We start from the raw sequence: 18431 nt of genomic DNA on the forward strand, positions 1-18431 counted from the left end.
GGAGTCGTTATTCATGAGAAAAACGTTCGTGCTCTCCCTGCTGCTCGTGCTCGTCGTCGGTCTATTAACCGCTTGCGGCAGCAAAAACGAACCGACCAATAACGGAGACGATGCGGTTGCATCGAGTGCAGCCGCATCCGCCTCGGATTCCGACGCGTCGAAAGCGGCCGCTGCTCCCGTTAAAGAAGAACCGAAGCAAGAAGAGCCGAAGAAGCCCGTTAAAGTCAAAGTCGGGGTCACGGGATCCGACGGCGAGACTTGGCCGCTCATCAAGAAGAAAGCAGCCGAGCACGACATCGAGATCGAGCTGGTCGAATTCTCCGACTACACGCTGCCGAACTTGGCGCTGGCGAACAAAGAAGTCGACCTAAACGCCTTCCAGCATCTCGCGTTCTTGAGTCAGTTCAATGTCGAGCATAACTTGAATATCGTGCCGATCGGATCGACGGTCGTCGCGCCGTTAGGTCTGTACTCCGAGAAATACAAGAAGGTGGAAGATATTCCGGAAGGCGCCAAGATCGCTATTCCGAACGATCCGGCCAACCAAGGACGCGGGCTGCTCGTGCTTCAGCAGGCCGGACTGCTCAAGCTGAAGGAGAATGTCGGTCTGTACGGCACGCCGGATGACATCGTCGACAATCCGCGCAAGCTCGAGATCGTGGCCGTCGTCGCTCAGCAGACGCCGCGCGTTCTCAAAGACGTGGCCGGCTCCATTATTAACGGCGGCATTGCCGGCCAAGCCGGCCTGAAGCTGTCCGACGCCATCTTCCACGACGATCCGCAGGCGGAATCGACACGCCCTTACATTAACGTATTCGCGACGCGAGCCGAGGACAAGGATAACGAGACGTATCGCACGATCGCCAAGCTGTATCAAGAAGCGGATGTCATTGAGACCGTCAAGAAAGACACGAACGGCGCCAGCTTCGTCACGGACATTCCGGTGGAGCAGCTGCAATCGACGCTGGATCAGTTAATCGCCGATATCAAAGACGGAGCGGACAAGTAAACCGAACGATAATGCGAAGAACGAAGAACCGAGCCGGTCCCCGGCTCGGTTCTTCGTTTGCGTTCAACGTATAGCGGTTTGAAGCCGAGTCTCCTCGGAAGCCGTATACAGGTGACACGCCGCCGCACGCCCTTGTTCAATCGTCGCAAGCCTCGGCGCTTCTCTTCGGCAGCGGTCGTGCGCGAACGGACAACGGGACTGAAAGCGGCAGCCGGGCGGCAGCGAGAGCGCGTTCGGCAGCTCCCCCATGGCCTGGATCGATGGGCCGAGCCGATCCTTCCATCCGACCGCGGGTATGGCCGAAATCAGCGCCTGCGAATACGGATGCTTCGGGCGGTCGAACAGCGCGTCGACGTCGGCCAGCTCCACGATCTCACCCAAATACATGACCGCGACGCGGTCGCTCATATAATGGACGACGTTCATGTCGTGCGAGATGAATAAATACGTCAACCCGCGTTCCTCCTGAAGCTCCTTGAGCAAATTGAGGATTTGCGCCTGCACGGATACATCGAGCGCGGACACCGGCTCGTCCAGCACGACAAACGCCGGATCGACCATGAGCGCCCGCGCGATGCCGACCCGCTGCCGCTGGCCGCCGCTAAGCTCGTGCGGGTAGCGGCCCGCGTAGGAAGCGTCCAGTCCGATCCTCTCCAGCATCGCCTGAACGCGCCGCTTCCGTTCTTCCTTGCCATGCGAACGATTGAACCGCAGCGGCTCCTCTAGCAATCGTCCAATGCGAAAGCTCGGATTAAGCGACGAATACGGGTCCTGAAATACATACTGAATATGCTGTCTAAGTATTCGGCGTTCCGTCGACGCTGCCTTCGTCACATCCATTCCGTCGAAGCGAAGCCTGCCGCTCGTCGGTTCGAGCAGCCGGGCGGCGATTTGGCCGACGGTCGATTTGCCGCAGCCGCTCTCCCCGACAAGTCCAATCGTCTCCCCGGGGGAGATGGACAGCGAGAAACCGTCGACCGCCTTGAGCAGCCGCCTTGCACGGCCGCCGTCCGGCACCCGGTAGTGCATCGACAGCCCCACCAGTTCAACTAACGGCTCCGGTTCGGACCGGTTCATGGGCATTCGCTCCTTTCTCCTCGACCAGGAAGCATCTGGCCAAATGTTCACCCTGCACGCGGACGAGCGGCGGCGCTGACGCATAGCAGCGATCCTCCGCAGCTCGGCAGCGCGGGGCGAAGCGGCACCCCTGCCCTCTCTCGTGCAGCGCGGGCACCGCTCCCGGAATCGCGAACAGCTTCTCGCGTTTCTTCGACGGCGACGGAATCGCGCTCAGCAGGCCGATCGTATACGGATGAGCAGGCCGATCGAAAATATCGCGGGCGCTCCCCTGCTCCACGATCTGCCCCGCGTACATAACCGCAATGCGATCGCTCATGTCCGCAATGACGCCCAGATCGTGAGAGATGAGCAGAACCGACGTTCCGTCCTCATCCCGGATGCCGCGCATCAACGTCATGATTTGAGCTTGGGTCGTCACGTCGAGCGCCGTTGTCGGTTCGTCGGCGATCAGCAGTCCCGGGCGGCAGGACATGGCCATCGCGATCATGACGCGCTGCCGCATGCCGCCCGATAAGCGGTGCGGGTATTCGCGAAGCAGGGATTCGGGCCGAGGGAGTCCGACCTTATGCAGCAGCTGCGCGGCCCGTTCCCTCGCCTCCTTGCGGCTGCTGCTCAGATGCAGCCGGATCATCTCGGTTAGCTGAGGTCCGATCGTCAAGCCCGGATTCAGCGAGCTCATCGGATCTTGAAAGATCATCGCCGCTTCTTTGCCGCGGAATCGCCGCAGCTCGTCCTGGCTCATCCGATCCAGCCGATGCGTGCCCGCATATTCGATTTCCCCGCCGCTTAAGCGCAGCGCCGCGGGCAGCAGGCCAAGCACGGAGAGCGACAGCACGCTCTTCCCGCAGCCGGATTCGCCGACGACGCCGACGATCTCCCCCTTCCCGACCGACAGGCTAACGCCGTCCAGAACGGAGAGCGCCGGTTTTCCTCGGCTGCTTAGCGTGACGTTAACATCCCGAATTTCTAGCAGTTTGTTTGCCGGGTCCGCGTTGCTTTGCGTCATGTACGCGCCTCCTATGCTTTGTTGTCCCGCAAGTCGCGGATGCCGTCGCCGAGCAGATTGAATCCGAGCACCGACAGCGTAATCATCAGTCCTGGCGCCAGCGTGAACCAAGGCGCCTTCGCCATATAACCCTGCGCTTCATTCAGCATCCTTCCCCAACTCGGATCGGGCGGCTGCACGCCGAGTCCCAGATAGCTGAGCGCGGCTTCCACGAGAATGGCGGTCGAGAAGCTAAGCGCGGCCGTCGTTACGATCGAGGAGACGATGTTCGGCAGGATCTGCACGAAGATGACGTTCCAATGGGAGGCGCCGAGCCCTCTTGCCGCTTTGACGTACTCCGCTTCGCGGTGCTGAAGGACGCCGCCGCGGATGACCCTCGCGAAAGTCGGCACGGACAAAATGCCGATCGCGAGAATCGTCTGGAAGAGGCTCGGCTTAAAGACAGTGACAAGCACGAGCGCCAGCAAAATGCCGGGGAAAGCTAGCAGCGCATCCGTCGCCCGCATCAGCGCTTCGTCGACCCATTTGCCGGCATAGCCGGCGAGCGTGCCGACCGTGAAGCCGCCGGCGAGGCCGATAACGGTGGACAAACTGCCGACGAGGAACGCGGTCTGGGCACCGACCATAATCCGGCTAAGCACATCGCGTCCGAAATTGTCCGTGCCGAGCGGATGCGCGAAGCTCGGTCCGTGAAGTCGTTCCTTCATGCTCATGACGTTGGCGTCATACGGCGTATAGACGAAGCTCACGGCCATCAGCGCCGCAAGGATGCCGACGAAGAAGAGGCCTAGCCGGAAATTAATGCTGGTGTTGGACTTCATGGCATCTCCTCGATTAATAACGGATTTTCGGATCCATCCAGCGATACGATAGATCGACGACGAAATTGACCGATACGACGATCAGCGCGATGATCAGCACCATGCCCTGCACGAGCGGATAATCGCGATTGCCGATGGCCGTAATAAGCAAACTCCCGAATCCGGGCAGCGTATACACCTGTTCGATGACGAGGCTGCCGGCGAGAATCTCGCCGAAATTGATGCCGACGACGGTAACGACCGGCAGCAGCGCGTTCTTCAGCACGTGCCGGTAATAGATCGAGCGGTCCGACAGCCCTTTGCTTTTGGCCGTTCGCACGTAATCTTGGCTTAATTGGTCGAGCATGGCCGTACGCAAGTAACGCACGACGACCGCGATCTGCGGGATCGCAAGCGCGAAGGCGGGAAGCACGGTCGATTTGAAGGCCAGCAGCGGGTTGTCCGTCCAGGGCACGTATGTGCTGACCGAGAACCACTTCAATGTCAAACCGAACAGCAGGATTAGCAGAATGCCCGTCCAAAAGGAAGGCACGGCAAGCCCGAACTGCGTGCAGAGCGAAACGACGATATCCGCCAGCTTGCCGCGCGAACGGGCGGCTAGAATGCCGAGCGGAACGGCCGTTATGACGGTGATTCCAAGCGCCAGCAGCGCAAGGGTCAGCGTCACCGGGAAGCGGCTGGCGATCAAGGACAGCACCGGTTCGGAGAAGCGCAGCGATTGGCCAAAATCCAGAACGGCCGCGCTGCCCAGCCAATCCGCGAATTGCTCGGGCAGCGGCCGATCCGTGCCCAGCTCCGCTTCAAGCCGCGCGATCTGGTCGTTCGTCGCCTCCGGTCCCAGAATCGCAAGCGCGGGATTGCCGGGCACGATCCGGAAGACGGCGAACGTAATCACCGCGACGAACAACACCGTCAGCAGCAGCGTCAGAATGCGCCTCGCATAGAAATTCATGTTCCAATCACGTCCGATCTTATTCCGTGAAGTAGACGGTCGACAAATCCTGAACGTACAGCGGGTACTGCTTGTAGCCGGCCAAATTTTTGGCGAGCGCCACGTTCAGGTTCGGATCCATGATATAGATGGCCGCCGCGTCTTGAGCCAGAATGGTCTGCGCTTTCTTGTACAGCTCCACCCGCTTGGCATCGTCGACTTCCGTCACGGCGGACTTGAGCGTCGCGTCGAACTCGGCATTCTTGTAATTGAAGAAATTGTTGTCGGCATCCGACAAGTACTTGCTCAGAATTTGATTCGGATCCAGCTTGCCGTCGAGCCCGATGATCGTCGTCTCGTAATCGCGGCCTTTGTAGATGCGATCCAGCCACACCGCCCACTCGACCGGCTCGATATTGACCTTGACGCCGATTTGCGCCAGCTGCTGCGCGATGACCTGGGCGGTGTCCACGTGGAATTGATAATTGGACGGCACGGACAGCGTCGTCTCGAAACCATCCGGATATCCGGCTTCGGCCAGCAGGCTCTTCGCCTTCTCGATATCGGTCGCGTACAGATCCTCGAGCCCCGGCTGATAATATTTCGCCAGCACCGGACTTAGATTGGAGCCGAGCTTCGTTCCTTTGCCGATCGCGACGCCTTCGATGATTTCATCCTTGTTAACCGCATAGTTGATCGCCTGGCGCACCTTGATGTCGTTGAACGGTTTTTTGACCATATTGAACGCCACCAGCTGCACCAGGTTTTGCGGGCCGCTGACCGCGTTGAACGCATCGCCCAATTCCTCCAGACGCTCCGTCCCGATCCGTGGATAGATGTCGGCCTCGCCTGATTTTAACGCCAGCAGCGACGCTTCCGGATCCGTAATGATGCGGAATTCGACCTGATCCAGCGACGGAACGTCTTTGACGTAGTAATCGGCGAACTTCTCCACGGACAATTTCTGGCCTGGCAAATATTCCTTGAACTTGAACGGACCGGTGCCGATCGGGTGTTTGTTGCCGTCTTCATAACCCTTCGGAATGATCGCGCCCGTCAGCGCCGTCAGGAACGAGGAATCGTTCTGTTTCAGTTGAATGACGACGGTCGAGGCGTCCGGCGCTTCGACCGAAGCGATGCCGGCGTATTGCGGCTGAAGCGGCTTCTCGGCGCCTATCCCGGCCAGGCGCGAATACGAATACTTCACGTCCTCCGCGGTCACGGGATTACCGTTATGGATTTTCACGCCGCCGCGCAGTTTGAACGTGTACGTTAAGCCATCCGGGGATATTTGGTACGATTCGGCGACGGCCGGATAAAGCTCGCCCTTCTCGTTCGGCTTAAGCAGCCCTTCGAATACGTTGAACAGCACCTCGTTCGTACCGGCCGCGACGGCCAAATGCGGATCCAGAAAATCCAAATCCTGCGGAATGATGACGACGACGTCGCCGCCGGCCTTCTTGCCTCCCGGCGCGCTCGCCTCTCCGGCTGAATCCGCGGCGGGCGTCTCCTTGTTCTCGCCGCCTTCGGCAGTCTGGTTGGACGAATTCGATGCCGCTTTATTCCCGCTATCGGCGTTCCCCGATTCGTTATTGCCTCCGCAAGCAGCGACGAACAGCATGATCGTGATCAAGGTCAGAATGGTAAGCAGATGTCGGGAAGTACGTTGGTTTATCAAAGGACATTCCTCCGCTCAAATGTATGGTTCGTTCGTTGATCGTTGGCTCGCGCCAACAGTCGCGGCAGCTCGGCCACCGAATCGATGCGCGCGACAGGCGGCAGTTCTTCGATGCCGAGCTGTCCAAACCGGTTGACCAGGCATGCGGCCATGCCGGCGCGGACGCTGCCCGCCACGTCATCGTAATAATTGTCGCCAATGTATAGGCAATGCTCGGGCAGTACGCCGGCGTTCTGTGCCGCAAGCTGGAAGATGCGCGTATCCGGCTTCGCCATATTAACCTCCGAGGAGACGACGATATGATCGAAATAAGAAGCCAGCCCGTTCTCTTCCAGCACGATCCTGGCCGTATGATCCCAATTGCTGATCAGCCCCACGCCATAGTCGCGTTCCTTCAGCCATTGCAGGATATCGGCGACGAAGGGATACGCCTGCCAGCGCGAGCCTCTTCGCCGCTGTCCTTCATTCAACGCCGCCGCTTGCGCCGCCAAGGGAAATCGTACGCCGAGCGAATAGTTGAGCACGCCGAGGTACCAGGGATAGAAGCTGTCCCACTCTTGGCCTAGCGCGCCGGGGTAGTGGCGCATGAACAGCTTATCGGCCAAATGGTAGGCCTCTTCGATCCGGCCGAGCGGAAGATCGATGCCTTGCGCAAGCAGGTATTCGCGGTATACCGTCTCCCTGTCTTGATACACGAGCGTATAACCCAAGTCAAACCAAATGAAGGATATCGTCATCGCCGATTGCCGCCTTTCATGTTCCATACACGACCGGCAGCCATACCCGGGACGGGCGCTGCGCGTCATGATAGATCGTTTGGGTCGCCGTCGCGAAGTCGGCTTCTGTGATTTCGCCCGGATTGGCAACCCGGTTCGGATTGCGGTCGAAGGTAGGGAAGAGCGAGCTCGTCACGTCCAGCCGGATGGCATGCCCTTTCAAGAACGCCGCGGCGACGGAACCCAGGGAGAATGCATAGCGGATGATCTCCCCGCTCGGCACCGGCACGCGTTTGTCCAGTCCGTGTCGATAACTTGCCCGGATAATCCCTTCGGCGATGTTGTACGCGCGACCATCGGGATGCACGTCGACCAGTTTGGCGACGAAATCCGTATCTTCGGCCGTCGTGGCGGCATACAGCTCGAACGTAATCTCGCCGGCGATCGCCACGTCCTCGACGAGCGGAGCCGAAGTATACACGAGCACGTCGTTGCGAATCTCGACCGGGAGCTGGTTTTTCGGCCCCATCGGCGTCAGATCCGGCACGGCGCCCGAGCGGCCGCCGATTGCGGGAACGGCAATGGACGGATGATACACGTATACATCGGGGTACTCATCGCCGGCCGGCTCCGTGGACAACTCGCCGTCGCCATTGATGGAGTTAGCTCGGCTGGCGCTGCGCAAATAATAGGCGGCACGCCGCTCGCCTTGGCTCGCCTGCGCCGGAGGCCAGCTGTCCGCTTCCCTCCAGACGTTGCGTCCCATCTCGAAATACCGCACTTTCGGCGGCGGCTCGTCCGGGCGTATGTCCTTCAACCACCAGTCGAACCAGGCCAGCTGCAGAATGTCGATGCGGTTCGCCGCTTCCGGACCGAAGTCGAGCTCGCCGACATAGCGGGACCATGGCATATGGAACCAAGGCTCGATGAACAAATATTGATGCTCGCGCGCTTGCGCGTTCGCTCCGCGGCCTCGCACGCCGTTGAAATTTTCGATCGTCCCCTCAATGAACAGATCATACCAGCCCCCGATGTGCAAGGCGGGCACGCGGATCGACTCGTACCGCTCCCGCAGCGAACGCGAAGCCCAGTAATCGTCCCGCAGCGGGCGGCGCAGCCATTCCGTATAGTAAGGGGCCAGTTCCTTCATTGGTTCCGGAGGATCGTTCAGCGGCAGCTTCTTGTAAAAATGGTGGATGCCCGCATAATGAGCGTTCAACTCCGATGCCCAGTCCCCTCTTCCCTTCCGGAGAGCCGTATCCTGTGCAGCGAACATCACCCAAGACTGCATCGCGGCAAGCGCGAATGCGCCATTCGTATAGGTCTTCCCTTGATACGCGTCGGAACCGATCATGCCGGGCGCGATGCAGGCTAATTGACGCGGCGCTTCCGCGGCCGCCAGCCATTGAACCGCGCCGCAATACGAGAAGCCGTACATGCCGACCTTCTCCGCGGCATAGGGCAGATCAGCTGCCCAGGCGATCGTGTCGACGCCATCCGCTCCTTCGCGCTGATACGGGGAGAACTCCCCTTCGGACGACCACCTGCCCCGCGTATCCTGCACGATGACGACATAACCATGGCGAGCGTACCATTGCGGATGCGCATAGTTCATGGTCTGGGCGTCCGCCTTGTTATAGGGCGTCCGAAGCAGCAGCACCGGATAAGGTCCCCCCTCCGCCGGCCGATACACGTCCGCGTACAATCGGACGCCGTCGCGCATCGGAACGGGAACATCCCGTTCGACGATGACGTCGACGAACGCGCTAATAGCCATAGCTGGCGTCTCCCCCCTTCTCGAACCCCTAATCGAACCGGAAAATAAAAAAGATGCCGCTCACCCGGATCGTGATGATCAGGGGGAGGAGACATCTCCAGTCGACTGGTGAATTTATATAATTCCGATTATATTAATCGGCTTTAACCTAATTCTATCATGCATCTACAGAATCTTCCAACCCTTTATTTGTTCGCTTCGAGTTGACATTCCATGCGCGCGGTCGTAGCATTTGAATATATTTATTTCCCTGGTTCTACCAGATCGCTGGAGACGCCTTCGCTTATGCGGAAGCGTCTCTTTCTCATTATTCGGAACGAAGGAGCGATAACCATGACCAACAAGAAGCAAATGAAGCTGTCCGCCTATCTCGTCGGCACGGGCATGCATGCCGCCTCATGGCGCCTGCCGGATGCGCTGCCCGGCGCGAGCATCGACATCGATTATTACGTACGGCTTGCCAGAACGGCGGAACGCGGCGCGTTCGACTTCGTCTTCCTGGCGGATAGTCTTGCCATTAACGAGCAGTCCCACCCGAACATTCTGAACCGGTTCGAGCCGATTACGCTGATCGCCGCCCTCTCCGTCGCCACCTCGCGGATCGGGCTCGTCGCGACCGCTTCGACCTCGTATATCGAGCCCTTCAATCTTGCCCGGCTCCTCCTGTCGGCCGACCGGATCAGCAAAGGCCGCGCCGGATGGAATATCGTCACCACCCGCGACCTATCCGGCAATACGGCGCGCAACTTCGGCGCCGAGAAGCATTTCGAGCTCGAGCACCGTTACCAACGGGCGACCGAATTCGTGGATGCGGTGCTCGGCTTATGGGATTCATGGGAGGATGATGCATTTCTTTACGACAAGGCATCCGGCAAACTGTTCGACCCGTCCAAGCTGCATCGCATCCATCATCGCGGCGAATTTTTCGCGGTCGAAGGCCCGCTCAATATCGCCCGTTCGCCGCAAGGCTACCCGCTGCTCGTGCAGGCGGGCAATTCGGAAGCCGGACAGCGGTTCGCTGCCCGGTTCGCCGAAGTCGTCTTTGCGATTAAATATAATTACGAGGATGCGAGAGCCTACTATGCGGATTTCAAAGCGAAGGCGGCGGCCGCGGGGCGCAACCCGGATGACGTCTATATTCTTCAAGGCATTTCGCCCGTTATCGGCGCGACCGAGGAGGAGGCCGTCGCCAAGCGGAGAACGTTGGAATCTTTGCTGGGCGAGAGCGAGATATTGGGCTTCTTGGCCGATTATTTCAAGGAAATCGACTTCAGCCCTTTCACGACGGAGACGACCGCCCGGGAAGCGGGACTCGACATGCTGGAAGCCGCGAATCCCGATTACCGCAAGCACAAGCCCGTCATCGCCCGCGAGAATCCGACGCTGCGCGAAATCTACTCGCTCATCATCGGCTCGTTCAGCGGCGACCATCTGGTCGGCACGCCCGAGAAGATCGCCGATACGCTCGAGCTCTGGTTCCGCGGCGGCGCGGCGGACGGCTTCATGCTGATGGCCCCCGCGCTGCCGGAAGGCTTGGACGACTTCGTCCGCCATGTCGTGCCGCTCTTGCAGGCGCGGGGGTTATTCCGTCAGGAATACGCGGCGGACACGCTTCGGGGGCATATCGGGCTGCAAGCTCCGCCTAACCGATATGCGGCCAGCCGGCGCGCCGAGTCTCCCGCAACTTAGGATGCGCGTACTCGATGCCGGGAAGGATCAAGCGCCCGCGCTCTCGACCGGGAGCGCGGCGCGCCGGATCGCCTGCTCCAAATCCGCGATGAGATCGTCCGGATCTTCGATGCCGACGGACAGCCGGATAAGGTCCGGCGTAATGCCTGCCGATTGCTGCGCCTCCGGCGACAGCTGGGCATGCGTCGTGCTGGCCGGGTGGATGACGAGCGATTTGGCGTCCGCTACGTTGGCCAGATGCGAGAACAGTTCCAGCGCGTTAATGAACCGATCCGCCGCCTCGTAGCCGCCCTTCAATCCGAAGGTGAAGATCGCCCCCGGCCCTTTCGGGAAGTAGCGCCGCGACAGCTCGTGATAGGGGCTCCCCGGTAATCCCGGATAATTCACCCAAGCCACGTCCGGATGCGCATCCAAGAACGCCGCGATGCGCTTCGCGTTGCCGACGTGCCTCTCGACGCGGAGCGACAGCGTTTCGAGCCCGAGCAGCAGCAGGAACGAATTGAACGGACTGATGGCGGCGCCGATGTCCCGCAGGAACTGGGTGCGAACCTTCGTAATAAAGGCGAGCTCGCCGAATTTCTCGACATAACGAAGCCCGTTGTAGCTTCGGTCCGGCTCGGTGAAGCCGGGGAATTTGCCGGTTGTCCAATCGAACTTGCCGCCGTCCACGATGAGTCCGCCGATCGAAGTGCCGTGGCCGCCGATATATTTGGTCGCGGAATGCACCACGATGTCCGCCCCGTGCTCCAGCGGCCGAAGGAGATACGGCGTTCCGAACGTATTGTCGACGATAAGCGGGATGCCGCGTTCATGCGCAATATCCGCGATCGCGCGGATGTCCGGAATGTTCAGGCCCGGATTGCCGATCGATTCGATGAAGACGGCCTTGGTTCGGTCCGTGATCGCATCGCGAAACCGCTCGGGCTCGTCCGGCTGCACGAACACCGTCGTAATGCCAAGCTTCGGCAGCGTAACGTCGAGCAGATTGTACGTCCCGCCGTATAGCGTGGAGGCCGCCACGATCTCGTCCCCTGCGCCGGCGAGATTGAAGATCGCGTACGTAACGGCCGCGGACCCCGATGCGACGGCCAACGCGCCGACGCCGCCTTCGAGCGCGGCGATCCGCTGCTCGAGCACCTCGTTCGTCGGGTTGCTGATGCGCGAGTACACGTTGCCTAATTCCTCGAAGTTGATAACGGCGCGGGCGTGATCGGTGTTTTTGAAGACGAACGAGGTACTTTGATAAATCGGGACGGCCCTCGCCCCCGTGACCGGGTCCGCTTGCTGACCCGCATGAACCTGCAGTGTATCGAACTTCCACTTGCGTTCTTTCTGTTGCTCGCTCATCGTCCGCTCATCTCCCCGAAATGAAATAAGACCGATCGCATCCCGCGGAGGCGGGCGGCGCGTCGGTCTCCAGTAATCTGGTCAACGGCATGAAAACATATTTTTCCAAGCAGTTAAGTGTGATTATTATGGCAATGATGTTCCGGTTTGTCAACCCTCTTACGACTTCGGCTTCCGGTTCTCGGCGATCAGCTCGCCCATTGGCGTCCAATCCGGATCGACCGGCCGCTGCGAATACGCGACCGGCAGCCGCGGGAATAACAGCTCCGCCACCCGGTACGCCTCTTCCAAGTGCGGGTAGCCCGACAAAATGAATTTGTCGATGCCCAGGTCGGCGTATTCGAGCAGCCGCCGCGCGACTTCGTCGGCGCTGCCGACGAGCGCCGTGCCTACGCCGCCTCTGACCTGGCCGATACCGGCCCACAGATTGGGACTGATCTCCGGCGCGTCCCGGTGCTCGCGCACCAACTGCGTCATCCGCCGCTGTCCGACGGAGTCGAACCGGTCCAGCACCGACTGCGCTTCCTCCACGTCCTCCTCGGTCACGAATTGGACGAGCTTGCGAGCCGCCTCCCATGCTTCCTCGGCCGTGTCGCGCACGATGATTTGCACGCGAAGTCCAATGCTGACGCTTCTGCCCAACTGGCTGGCCCGCCTGCGGACGTCGGCGATCTTCTCGGCGACCATCGCGGGCGTCTCCGCCCACGTCAAGTACGTGTCGATATGCTTAGCCGCCACCTCGTGCCCGGCTTGGGATGAAGCGCCGATGAACAGCGGCGGCGACTGCCGGCTGAACGGACCGTACTGCAGCTTGGCCCCTTCGACTTGAATATGCTTGCCTTGGAACGTGACATCCTCCCCGGCCATCAGCCGCTTCCACACTTGCAGAAACTCGTCGGTGATTTCGTACCGCTCGCGATGCGGGAGGAATATCCCGTCCCCTTTCATTTCGACCGGATCGCCGCCGGTAACGACATTAATGAGCAGCCGACCCGCGGATAACCGGTCGAACGAGGCGGCCATCCTGGCGGCGATGCTTACCGATGTGCCTCCCGGGCGCACGGCGACGAGAAACTTCAACCGTTCGGTTGCTTGAATGAGCGCCGATGCGACGACCCAGCCGTCTTCGCAGGCATGGCCGGTCGGCACCAGCATGCCCGTGAAGCCAAGGCGATCCACCGCCTGGGCGATCTGCCGAAAATAATGCAGGTCGGTAATTTGGGCGCCGCGCGTCGTACCTAAGTACCTTCCATCCCCCATCGTGGGCAAATACCAAAACATTTCCATGCAAACCGGTGTCTCCTCTACTGTTGTGGTTGGTTTAACCGCCGGCGATTAACGAGACCAGCTGCCGCCGCAGCTCGGCGAACGTATGGTCCGATCGAAGCGTTCGCGAATCGGGCGTCTCCGCATCGGGAAAGAGCGGATTGCGAAAATCGTGCACGATGCGGCCGGGATTCGGCTGCATGACGATAATCCGCCGTCCGAGCAGCAGCGCTTCGTCCACGTCGTGCGTGATGAAGAAGAAGCAGCGGCGCGTCTGCTCCCAGATTCGGCGCACGTGCTCCTGCATCGATTCCCGCGTCTGCGCGTCGAGCGCGCTGAACGGTTCGTCCATCAGCACGATGCGGGGCCCGGTCGCCAGCGTCCGCGCCAGCGCCGTCCGCTGCTTCATGCCGCCGGAGAGCTGGTGCGGGAGCCGCGAAGCTGCCGCTTCAAGCCCGACCATCTCGATGTAATGAGCCGCTTGTTGCTTCCGTTCCTTCTTCGACATGCCCGCCATGCGCAGGCCGAACTCGACGTTCCCGGCTACGGTCAGCCAAGGGAACAAATTCGCATGCTGGAACACCACGCCCACTTGAGGCGTCGGCTCGATATGCGCCTCGCCGTCAATGGCGACGGTGCCGCCTGTGGGCTTCAAGTATCCGGCAATGATATTCAGCAGCGACGACTTGCCGCAGCCGGACGGGCCGAGCACGCAGACGAATTCATCTTGCGCGAGCGCAAGATCGATCCGCTCCAAGACGCGGAATTCGCTGCCGCCTTGGCGATAGGAGAGCGACAGCTCCTTCAACTGGATGCTGGGCCGCGAGTCGCTCAAGTCCGCGGCGCGTTCTGCCGTCGGTCCGATCTCCGCGCGTGAAGTTTGTTCCGCTACGCTCATGGTCCATTCCGCCTTTCTATTGCCTTTCTTTGACGAATCAACGCCCATTATGGGGCGTACAGGTCGCTCAGCAGCGCCTTCTGGAAGACGTCCAGCTCCGGCGCGCTCTTGATCGATTGCTGCTCCACGAGGAAATCCGCCGTCTGCTTCAGCAGCGCCGCGAACGCGCCGGGCTGCTCCGGCGTGCCGAGATACTTCGGATCGGATTGCGCAGCCTTGTCGAGAACGGTGATTTCGTTCATCGCCTTCAGCGTTTCTTCCGGGGACAAACCAAGCTCCTTGGACAGCGCTTCGGCCGCTTCTTCCGGATGATCCCGGTAATACTTCGTGCCTTCGTCGAGCACGTCGATGTACTGCTTGACGGCCTCCGGATACTTGGCGATGAAATCGTCGTGCACGACGCCGAATTCGCCCGTCAACGCGCCTTTGTCCGCGACTTCCTTCGAGGTGACGATGACCTTGCCCTTCTCGGCGAGCAGCTTCGATTGGACCGGCTGCCACGTATAAGCGCCGTCGATGTCGCCGCGCTGCCAGGCCGCAAGCAGGTCGGGCGCTTGCATGTCGATCAGCTTGATGCTAGCGGGATCGACGCCGGCTTGCCCCAGCGCCGACAGCAGGCTGAAGTGCGAGGTCGAGCCGAACGTGGTGGCGATCGTTTTGCCCGCTAGATCCTGCAGCGATTGGATACCGGACTTCTCTTGGACGACGAGCGCTTCGCTCTCGCCGATGACGTCGTGAATATAGTACACCTTGTTCGGCAGGCCCTGGGCGATGCCAGACGCGCCCGGAGGAGTTCCGACAAGTCCGAAGTCGATGCTTCCGCTGGCGATCGCGGTATTCACGTCGCGGCCGGAATCGAACTTGAGCCAGGATATTTTCACCCCGGGAAACTTCTTCTCCGCAAGGCCGAGCGCCTTCGCGACCAATTCGCCGTTCGGCGATACCTGGTAGCCGATCCGGATTTCTTGCGGGAGCGCGTCCGTGCTTCCGGAAGAGGCATTCCCCTCCGCGGCGGCGGTCTCTTTCGTGCTCGCCGGTTCGTTCGAGGCGCTGCCGCCGCACGCGGCGGTCAGCAGGACAAGCGCCAGCAGCATGAAGACGGTGGTCAGACGGGACTTGGCATGCGTAAGTAGATTCATAGCGATAACTCCTTTTTCACTCGGTTAATGTTCGATCCACGGCGATACGCGCTTGATCAGCGACCGAATCGCCGAATCGATAAGAATCGCGATGATTCCCATGATGATGATGGCGGCGTAAATAATGTCGCTTCGCAAATATTTGCTGGCATCGAGCACCATCCAGCCGATGCCGGACACGGCGGCGATCATCTCCGCCGCGACCAAGGTGGAGTAGGTGACCCCTACCGCGGTGCGCAGACCGGTCAGCAGATCCGGCAGGCAGGACGGGAAGATGACGAATAGATACAGCTTGATTTTCTTCGCGCCGAGCGACTTGGCTCCGTTAATCCGGTCGACCGGAATCCGGCGCGCGCTGTAGACGGCGGCAATGAACATCGGCGCGAATCCGCCCAGGAACAGCAGGATGATTTTGGACGTATCCTGAATGCCGAACCAAAGTACCAGCAGCGAATAGTAGGCTAGCGGCGGCAGCGGCCGGTAGAACTCGATGAACGGATCGAAGACCGCCCGCAGCAGCCGAATTCGGCCGCACAGAATGCCGAGCGGCACGGCCGTGACGAAGACGAGTGCCAGCGCGATTCCGATTCGCTGCAGGCTCGCGCCGATGTGCGCCAGCAGCCCTGTTCCTTTGTAGCCCTCCCGCGCCATCGAGACGAAGGCAGACCATACGTCGGCCGGCGACGGCAGAAACAACGGATTGACCCAGCCGTTGCGGCTTGTGAGCCACCAGGCGAAGAAGACGACGCCGACGGACAACGCGGATACGGCAGCGTAGGAGCCGCCTTTCAGACCGATCCGGGTTGTCGCGGACCGTTCGAGTTTAGCATCGATAACCTTCACTTCCTTCCCTCGGGTTGAACTTGCAGACGGGATGAAAGGCTATGGCAGAATCGTTCATCGGGAATCGAATTGGTCTGTAAACGAAGAGGAAACTATCGGTTCAGACGACAAGACGAGAGCATCCAATCGAAACGTTCGGCCTTTCATCCGGCCAGGTGCTTGCGATCGTCTCTCCTGTCGTCAGGTAGAGGGTGATGAAACGTGTTGGGGGTTGGCATTGCGCGTTCATGGTTGTGGAAGCCGATCCGCTTCTCGCGTCTCTGGACGTTTGTTCTCGACCTTCGTTAAGAGGTATGCGAGCACGTCCGCCCGAAGCTGGCCTTCCAACGGAGCGAAATTGAACAGTTCGCAGAAGAACAAGCCGTCGGCGGCAAGCCGGACGACCGTGGCTTCCACGGGATCCTTGCATTCGGCGGTCATCCGGCTCTGCCACAGGTCATAACGCTGACGCATCGGCGCGAGCAGGTCCGGGTTGTTGGCGGCGGCGGCCAAGATGCCGAAGCTCATCTGCAGATCGTCCTTGCTGATGTCGAACGTCTGGATGAGGTAAGCTTGCGCCCATCCGTTGTTCAGCGCCGTATTGCGCGTCGCCTCCGCGTCGGTGTCCGAATCGAATCGGTCCAAGAAGTCGTTCAAGGCGGCCTGAATAAGCGCTTCCTTGGTCGGAAAGTGGTAGAGCAAGCCGCCTTTGCTGACTCCCGCTTCCCGGGCGACCGCGTCCAGCGTGAGATGCGATGCGCCCATCTCTCGGACGAGCCTGCAGGCGACCATCAGAATCTTGTCGCGCTTGGAATTACGATTCATGGCAGCACCTCCTGATTTACTATACGGTCTGGACGGTTTAGTAGTCAACGATTATTTTTATAATTCCCATGCGATTAGTATGATTTTATGATGCGTGCGCATTCGTAGACAACATAAAAAGGATGACGCCGTTTTGGCGATCATCCTTTGCGGTTCGAGGCGTAATTGGGGTTCCATAAGCAGCGCATCCGGATCTGCTTTGTCCGCGAGCACGAGATGGATCTATTCACGCGAACTAAACACAATATTGCGCAGTTTCCTTGTCAGCGATATCGTGCCCGCGTCCTTCTTCTGGATCATGAACAGGAACGTTAGCCGCTCGGCGGGACAATTGCAAAAATAAGCGCCCAGCCAGCCGTCCCAGCCGTATTCCCCTTCGCAGCCGAGTCCGGCTCCTTGCCCGACGTCCGTCAGCACGCGCATGAGATTGCCATAGCTGTAGCCTTGAAGCGAATGCCAGTCTTGGTTGAACGTCTGCCGCTGCGAAGGCGTCAATCCGGCCGACGCGAGGTAGCGAACCGTCCTCGGCCTCAAAATCCGGCTGCCGTTCAAGCTCCCTTCGTTAATCAGCATGGTCGCGAACCGAGCGTAATCGTCGATCGTCGACACCAGCCCCGCGCCGCCGGATTCGAAGTCGGGATCGCGGTCCATGCGATGCACGATGCCCAAATGGTTCCCTTCGTACAGGTCCAGCCCGCCTTGCCCGTTGTCGGCATAGGTCCGAACGAGCCGGCCTCTCTTGTCCTCGGGCAGCCAGAACCCGGTGTCTTTCATGCCAAGCGGTCCGAACAGTTCCTGCTGCAGAAATTCGCCGTAGCGCATGCCGCTTACGACTTCCACGATCGCCCCGAGCACGTCCGCTGACGTGCCGTAGGCGAAAGTTTCGCCCGGCTGGAAAGCGAGCGCGCATTGGCCCAGCCGATTCATCGCGTCGACGGTGCCGATCGGACGCTCGCCCAGCAATTCAGTCTCGATCTCCCGGAAGAGCGCCGCCGTCTCCCGTCCTGCTTGGTGCTCGCCGCCATAGGTCAAGCCCGAAGTCATGGACAACAAATCGCGAAGATTCATCTCCCGACGCACCGCCGCGAGCTCTCCTTTCACCTCGACCCGTTGATTACGAAACCCCGGCAGGTATTTGCTCACCGGATCGAGCAGGTCGACCTGGCCGCGTTCCAGCAAGATCATGACGGCAGCGGCGGTAACCGGCTTGGTCATGGAATACAGGCGGAATATGGAGTCTCGGGCAATGGGCGTCTCCTTCTCCAAATCGGCGAACCCGTCCTCGTGATAGAAAACTTCTTGTTCTTCTTTAAGCAGCAGCAGGTTGGCGCCCGCTACCTCCTTGTTATCGATGCCCGCTCTTAACGCGGTTTTCAGCTGACGTATTGCGGTCGAATCCAACATGATTGCGATCCCCTTTGGTTGAC

The 18431-nt window shown here is 60.0% G+C and carries 16 protein-coding genes; 2 read left to right on the plus strand and 14 right to left on the minus strand.

Annotated features, from left to right (window positions below; translation table 11 throughout):
- Positions 1 to 13 precede the first annotated feature (13 nt).
- On the plus strand, positions 14 to 1009 hold the full coding sequence (locus ACFFSY_RS19310; RefSeq protein WP_377497040.1) for a MetQ/NlpA family ABC transporter substrate-binding protein: 996 nt from the start codon (positions 14 to 16) through the stop codon (positions 1007 to 1009).
- Positions 1010 to 1072: 63 nt separating this feature from the next.
- Here the strand turns inward: ACFFSY_RS19310 and ACFFSY_RS19315 are convergent, their stop codons facing one another.
- The 7 genes from ACFFSY_RS19315 to ACFFSY_RS19345 are packed head-to-tail and all read right to left on the minus strand — an operon-like array spanning position 1073 to position 9018.
- On the minus strand, positions 1073 to 2086 hold the full coding sequence (locus ACFFSY_RS19315) for an ABC transporter ATP-binding protein (RefSeq protein ID WP_377497042.1): 1014 nt from the start codon (positions 2084 to 2086) through the stop codon (positions 1073 to 1075).
- The gene (locus ACFFSY_RS19320; protein WP_377497044.1) at positions 2055 to 3095 is read right to left on the minus strand and encodes an ABC transporter ATP-binding protein; all 1041 of its coding nucleotides are present in this window, start codon (positions 3093 to 3095) and stop codon (positions 2055 to 2057) included. The genes ACFFSY_RS19315 and ACFFSY_RS19320 overlap by 32 nt, the downstream gene beginning before the upstream one ends.
- Positions 3096 to 3106: 11 nt before the next feature.
- Positions 3107 to 3916, minus strand: coding sequence for an ABC transporter permease (locus ACFFSY_RS19325; protein WP_377497046.1), 810 nt, complete (start codon positions 3914 to 3916; stop codon positions 3107 to 3109).
- Between the two features lie 13 nt (positions 3917 to 3929).
- Positions 3930 to 4868, minus strand: coding sequence for an ABC transporter permease (locus ACFFSY_RS19330; protein WP_377497047.1), 939 nt, complete (start codon positions 4866 to 4868; stop codon positions 3930 to 3932).
- A gap of 19 nt (positions 4869 to 4887) precedes the next feature.
- Complete coding sequence (locus tag ACFFSY_RS19335; protein ID WP_377497049.1) at positions 4888 to 6525, minus strand: ABC transporter substrate-binding protein; 1638 nt, start codon at positions 6523 to 6525, stop codon at positions 4888 to 4890.
- Positions 6522 to 7262 (minus strand): HAD family hydrolase, encoded by a 741-nt coding sequence (locus ACFFSY_RS19340; RefSeq protein ID WP_377497051.1) that lies wholly within the window; start codon positions 7260 to 7262, stop codon positions 6522 to 6524. Before ACFFSY_RS19340 ends, ACFFSY_RS19335 begins: the two co-directional genes overlap by 4 nt.
- A gap of 16 nt (positions 7263 to 7278) precedes the next feature.
- Positions 7279 to 9018: a CocE/NonD family hydrolase gene (locus ACFFSY_RS19345; RefSeq protein ID WP_377497053.1), complete on the minus strand. Its 1740-nt coding sequence runs from the start codon at positions 9016 to 9018 to the stop codon at positions 7279 to 7281.
- Between the two features lie 333 nt (positions 9019 to 9351).
- Between ACFFSY_RS19345 and ACFFSY_RS19350 the strand changes: the two genes are divergently transcribed.
- A complete protein-coding gene (locus ACFFSY_RS19350; protein WP_377497055.1) occupies positions 9352 to 10707 on the plus strand; it encodes an LLM class flavin-dependent oxidoreductase in 1356 nt (451 codons plus the stop codon).
- 27 nt (positions 10708 to 10734) lie between these two features.
- On the opposite strand, the gene ACFFSY_RS19355 is transcribed toward ACFFSY_RS19350, so the two are convergent.
- From ACFFSY_RS19355 to ACFFSY_RS19385, 7 genes are all read right to left on the minus strand, one after another.
- The gene (locus tag ACFFSY_RS19355; RefSeq protein ID WP_377497057.1) at positions 10735 to 12054 is read right to left on the minus strand and encodes an O-acetylhomoserine aminocarboxypropyltransferase/cysteine synthase family protein; all 1320 of its coding nucleotides are present in this window, start codon (positions 12052 to 12054) and stop codon (positions 10735 to 10737) included.
- A gap of 159 nt (positions 12055 to 12213) precedes the next feature.
- Entirely contained in the window at positions 12214 to 13341 is a 1128-nt protein-coding gene (ssuD, locus tag ACFFSY_RS19360) for an FMNH2-dependent alkanesulfonate monooxygenase (RefSeq protein ID WP_377497059.1), read from the minus strand.
- Between the two features lie 34 nt (positions 13342 to 13375).
- Positions 13376 to 14218, minus strand: a complete 843-nt coding sequence (locus ACFFSY_RS19365; protein WP_377497061.1) for an ABC transporter ATP-binding protein — start codon at positions 14216 to 14218, stop codon at positions 13376 to 13378.
- A 47-nt stretch (positions 14219 to 14265) separates the two neighbouring features.
- Positions 14266 to 15357, minus strand: coding sequence for a taurine ABC transporter substrate-binding protein (locus ACFFSY_RS19370; protein WP_377497063.1), 1092 nt, complete (start codon positions 15355 to 15357; stop codon positions 14266 to 14268).
- A 24-nt stretch (positions 15358 to 15381) separates the two neighbouring features.
- Complete coding sequence (locus ACFFSY_RS19375) at positions 15382 to 16200, minus strand: ABC transporter permease subunit (RefSeq protein ID WP_377497065.1); 819 nt, start codon at positions 16198 to 16200, stop codon at positions 15382 to 15384.
- Positions 16201 to 16425: 225 nt separating this feature from the next.
- Positions 16426 to 17004, minus strand: a complete 579-nt coding sequence (locus ACFFSY_RS19380) for a TetR/AcrR family transcriptional regulator (RefSeq protein WP_377497067.1) — start codon at positions 17002 to 17004, stop codon at positions 16426 to 16428.
- Positions 17005 to 17226: 222 nt separating this feature from the next.
- Positions 17227 to 18408, minus strand: a complete 1182-nt coding sequence (locus ACFFSY_RS19385) for a serine hydrolase domain-containing protein (protein WP_377497069.1) — start codon at positions 18406 to 18408, stop codon at positions 17227 to 17229.
- Positions 18409 to 18431: the final 23 nt, after the last annotated feature.

Origin of the sequence: Paenibacillus aurantiacus (assembly GCF_042431225.1) — a bacterium.
Classification (GTDB): domain Bacteria; phylum Bacillota; class Bacilli; order Paenibacillales; family Paenibacillaceae; genus Paenibacillus_Z; species Paenibacillus_Z aurantiacus.

Excerpts from the sequence above, each read along its gene's own strand:
- ACFFSY_RS19310 (WP_377497040.1), top strand. The coding sequence starts at position 14 with ATGAGAAAAACGTTCGTGCTCTCCCTGCTGCTCGTGCTCGTCGTCGGT.
- ACFFSY_RS19315 (WP_377497042.1), bottom strand. The coding sequence starts at position 2,086 with ATGAACCGGTCCGAACCGGAGCCGTTAGTTGAACTGGTGGGGCTGTCG.
- ACFFSY_RS19320 (WP_377497044.1), bottom strand. The coding sequence starts at position 3,095 with ATGACGCAAAGCAACGCGGACCCGGCAAACAAACTGCTAGAAATTCGG.
- ACFFSY_RS19325 (WP_377497046.1), bottom strand. The coding sequence starts at position 3,916 with ATGAAGTCCAACACCAGCATTAATTTCCGGCTAGGCCTCTTCTTCGTC.
- ACFFSY_RS19330 (WP_377497047.1), bottom strand. The coding sequence starts at position 4,868 with ATGAATTTCTATGCGAGGCGCATTCTGACGCTGCTGCTGACGGTGTTG.
- ACFFSY_RS19340 (WP_377497051.1), bottom strand. The coding sequence starts at position 7,262 with ATGACGATATCCTTCATTTGGTTTGACTTGGGTTATACGCTCGTGTAT.
- ACFFSY_RS19345 (WP_377497053.1), bottom strand. The coding sequence starts at position 9,018 with ATGGCTATTAGCGCGTTCGTCGACGTCATCGTCGAACGGGATGTTCCC.
- ACFFSY_RS19350 (WP_377497055.1), top strand. The coding sequence starts at position 9,352 with ATGACCAACAAGAAGCAAATGAAGCTGTCCGCCTATCTCGTCGGCACG.
- ACFFSY_RS19355 (WP_377497057.1), bottom strand. The coding sequence starts at position 12,054 with ATGAGCGAGCAACAGAAAGAACGCAAGTGGAAGTTCGATACACTGCAG.
- ssuD (WP_377497059.1), bottom strand. The coding sequence starts at position 13,341 with ATGGAAATGTTTTGGTATTTGCCCACGATGGGGGATGGAAGGTACTTA.
- ACFFSY_RS19365 (WP_377497061.1), bottom strand. The coding sequence starts at position 14,218 with ATGAGCGTAGCGGAACAAACTTCACGCGCGGAGATCGGACCGACGGCA.
- ACFFSY_RS19370 (WP_377497063.1), bottom strand. The coding sequence starts at position 15,357 with ATGAATCTACTTACGCATGCCAAGTCCCGTCTGACCACCGTCTTCATG.
- ACFFSY_RS19380 (WP_377497067.1), bottom strand. The coding sequence starts at position 17,004 with ATGAATCGTAATTCCAAGCGCGACAAGATTCTGATGGTCGCCTGCAGG.
- ACFFSY_RS19385 (WP_377497069.1), bottom strand. The coding sequence starts at position 18,408 with ATGTTGGATTCGACCGCAATACGTCAGCTGAAAACCGCGTTAAGAGCG.